This is a genomic window from Microbispora sp. NPDC049633 (genome assembly GCF_040675265.1).
GTDB lineage: Bacteria > Actinomycetota > Actinomycetes > Streptosporangiales > Streptosporangiaceae > Microbispora > Microbispora maris.
On the sequence record NZ_JBFAOO010000380.1, the window covers coordinates 1 to 2,649 of the forward strand.

The 2,649-nt window shown below is 75.8% G+C and carries 3 protein-coding genes; 1 reads left to right on the forward strand and 2 read right to left on the reverse strand.

Going from position 1 to position 2,649, the window contains the following annotated elements:
* A partial coding sequence (locus tag AB0J39_RS39105; protein WP_363474211.1) for an AAA family ATPase occupies positions 1-389 on the reverse strand: 389 nt, incomplete at its 3' end.
* Between the two features lie 175 nt (positions 390-564).
* Positions 565-1,608, reverse strand: coding sequence for a helix-turn-helix domain-containing protein (locus AB0J39_RS39110; RefSeq protein WP_363474213.1), 1,044 nt, complete (start codon positions 1,606-1,608; stop codon positions 565-567).
* 133 nt (positions 1,609-1,741) lie between these two features.
* Here AB0J39_RS39110 and AB0J39_RS39115 point away from each other — a divergent pair.
* A partial coding sequence (locus tag AB0J39_RS39115) for an alpha/beta hydrolase (protein WP_363474215.1) occupies positions 1,742-2,649 on the forward strand: 908 nt, incomplete at its 3' end.

Here is a 2,649-nt window from a genome sequence, read left to right on the forward strand (position 1 = left end):
GCGCGGAACACCCGGTGGCGCTCGGCCCGCGGGTCGTCCAGGGGCTGGGGCGGCGGCGGCAGCGCGCCGGCCAGCTCGGGAAGGTGGCCGCGGAGCGCACCGGCGACCGGGTTGAGCCGGTGCGCCGCCGGAAGCCGTCCCCTGATGTCCCGCAGCGCCTCGAAGACCGGCCCGTACGGGAACGGCTCTCGGATCTGGTGGCAGTAGCCGAGCAGGACGGCCCGGTCGCCGGACGGCAGGCGGTCGAGCGCGGCGCGGACGAGCCGGGTCTTGCCGATGCCCGCCTCGCCCTCCACCAGCACGACCGCGGGCGGCCGGGTCACCGCGTCGATGAGGGTCCGCAGTTCAGCGGCGCGTCCGACCAGCGGGGGCGAGGGCACGATGCTCATCCACGGCTCCAACCTACGGATTGCGGCCCCCGTATCGGCTACGGCTCAGTTATCCCCGCCCCTTGACCCGTGGTCAACCCTCCGGCGTAACGGCCGTGTTGCGGAAGCGGACACACGTCACGGGCACTGCTCGCGGCCGCCTCGCGGGCGCGGGGGGGGGCGAGGCGGAGCGGGCTCAGCCGGTCAGCAGCCGCCAGGTGGTGAGGGCGATCCCGGCCCGCGTCAGTCCGGCCGGTTCGGTGAGGTCGATGCCGAGGGTCCGCCCGATCCGGCCGAGGCGCCGGGCGACGCTGCTGTGGTGCAGGTGGAGAAGGTCGGCGGCACGGCGCAGGGAGCCGGTGGCGCAGCAGACGTCCAGGGTCTCCAGATCCTCCGGGTCGGCGGCCAGCCGGGCGATCGCGGCCACGTCGGGATTGCCGAGCGCGGCGTCCCGGGGGATGTCGGCCAGGAGCGCCAGCGCGCCCAGGTCGTCGTAGTGGACGACCGGCCGCCGCGCAGTGGTGAAGCGGAGCGCCGTACGGGCCCGTGACCAGGAACAAACCGGGCTCTCGGCGGCGCCGACGCCCGCGCGTACGCCTGCCGGAAAGCGAGCCGTGTCCACGGTGGCGGCCAGAATGACGCCCACGTCGGCGAGTGACGCCGCCTTCACCCGGTGATCCGGGCAGATCAGGCCGCCGACCCGGTCGAGCCGGAGCTGCGAGCGGACGGCGACGACGAGGACGGGCACGCCGGCGGGGAACCCCAGGAGCCGCAGGGCCCGGGCGCGGGCCGCCTCGTCACTGCCCGCGCTGATCGCGAGCTCGACGAGGGCGGGATCGGCCATGGTGGTGCGGGCCGGGCCGTACCGCTCGGCGACCGCCGCGGCGGCGATGGCGAGCCGGTTCAGCAGCACCTCGTCCAGAGGGCCGGGCGGGCCGGGGCGCTCCAGCCACACCGCGCCGATCTCCTCCTCGTCGAGCACGATCGGCGCCGTGCTCGACGGCGGTGCCGGCGGCGACGGCGGTTCGGGCGCCCGCCTGCCGTCGGGCGCCATGCGGACGGCCGGCCCAGCGCCCTGGAGCCTGATCCCGGCCACGCACTCGGCCAGGCCCGCCGAGGCCCGGGCGAGCGCCGGCATGTCCACCCGCCGTCGCATCAGCGTGTCGTAGAACGCGACGACGCGGGCCACTCCTTGGACGTGCGGGTCCAGCTGTGACAGCCGGTCGGCCAGAGCCTCCATGCCCCAAGGCTAGGTCGTGTCTTCCTGGAGCCGTCCTCGACCGGGAGATCGCGCCGGTCGGCGCGCGATCCGGGCGGGATGCGCGACGACCGGCGGATGATCCCCGGAGGCGGCGACCGCGAGGATGGCCGGCATGGATCCCGAGCTGGAAGCCTTCATCCCCTTTCTCGCGCACGTCGATCTGGACGACCCCGTCGCCACGCGGGAGAGCCTCGCCGAGCGGGCCGCCGCGCGGCCGGTGCCGGACGTCGCGGGCATGGAGATCGAGGACCGCACGGTGCCCGCCACCCCGGACGTGCCGGTGCGGATCTATCGCCCGCGCGAGGCCCGGGGCGCGGTCGTCTGGATGCACGGCGGCGGATGGGTCTTCGGCGATCTGGACACCGAGCACCTGTGGGCCACCCTCATCGCCGGCGCCTCGGGTGCGGTGGTGATCTCGGTGGACTACCGCCGCGCCCCCGAACACCGCTTCCCCGCCGCCCTGGACGACGCCCACGCCGTGCTGACCTGGACCGCCCGGAACGCCGCGGGGCTCGGCGTCGACCCGGCGCGGATCGCGGTCGGAGGGCACAGCTCCGGCGCGAACCTCGCCGCCGCGCTGGCGTTGCGGGCACGCGACGAGCAGGGGCCGCCGATCCGCTTCCAGCTGCTCAACGAGGCCACGCTCGACGACCGGCAGCGGACGTGGTCGCAGCGCACCTTCACCGGCACGCCATGGTCGACACGCGATCGCGTGGCCGCGGCCTGGCGGTACTACCTGGGCTCCGCGCCCGCCACGCCGTACGCCGCGCCGGCGCGGGCCACGGACCTGTCGGGCCTGCCGCCGGCCTACATCGCGACCGCGGAGTTCGACCCGAACCGCGACGAGGACATCGACTACGCGCTGCGCCTGCTGCGGGCGGGCGTGCCGGTCGAGCTGCACCAGTGGCCCGGCACCTTCCACGGCTCGCTGGCGATCCTGTCCGCCGAGGTGTCGCAGCGGCAGATCGCCGAGCTCGGCGCCGCGCTGCGCCGCGGGCTTGCGGGAAGGGGGCCGTTCCC

Excerpts from the sequence above, each read along its gene's own strand:
- AB0J39_RS39110 (WP_363474213.1), bottom strand. The coding sequence starts at position 1,608 with ATGGAGGCTCTGGCCGACCGGCTGTCACAGCTGGACCCGCACGTCCAA.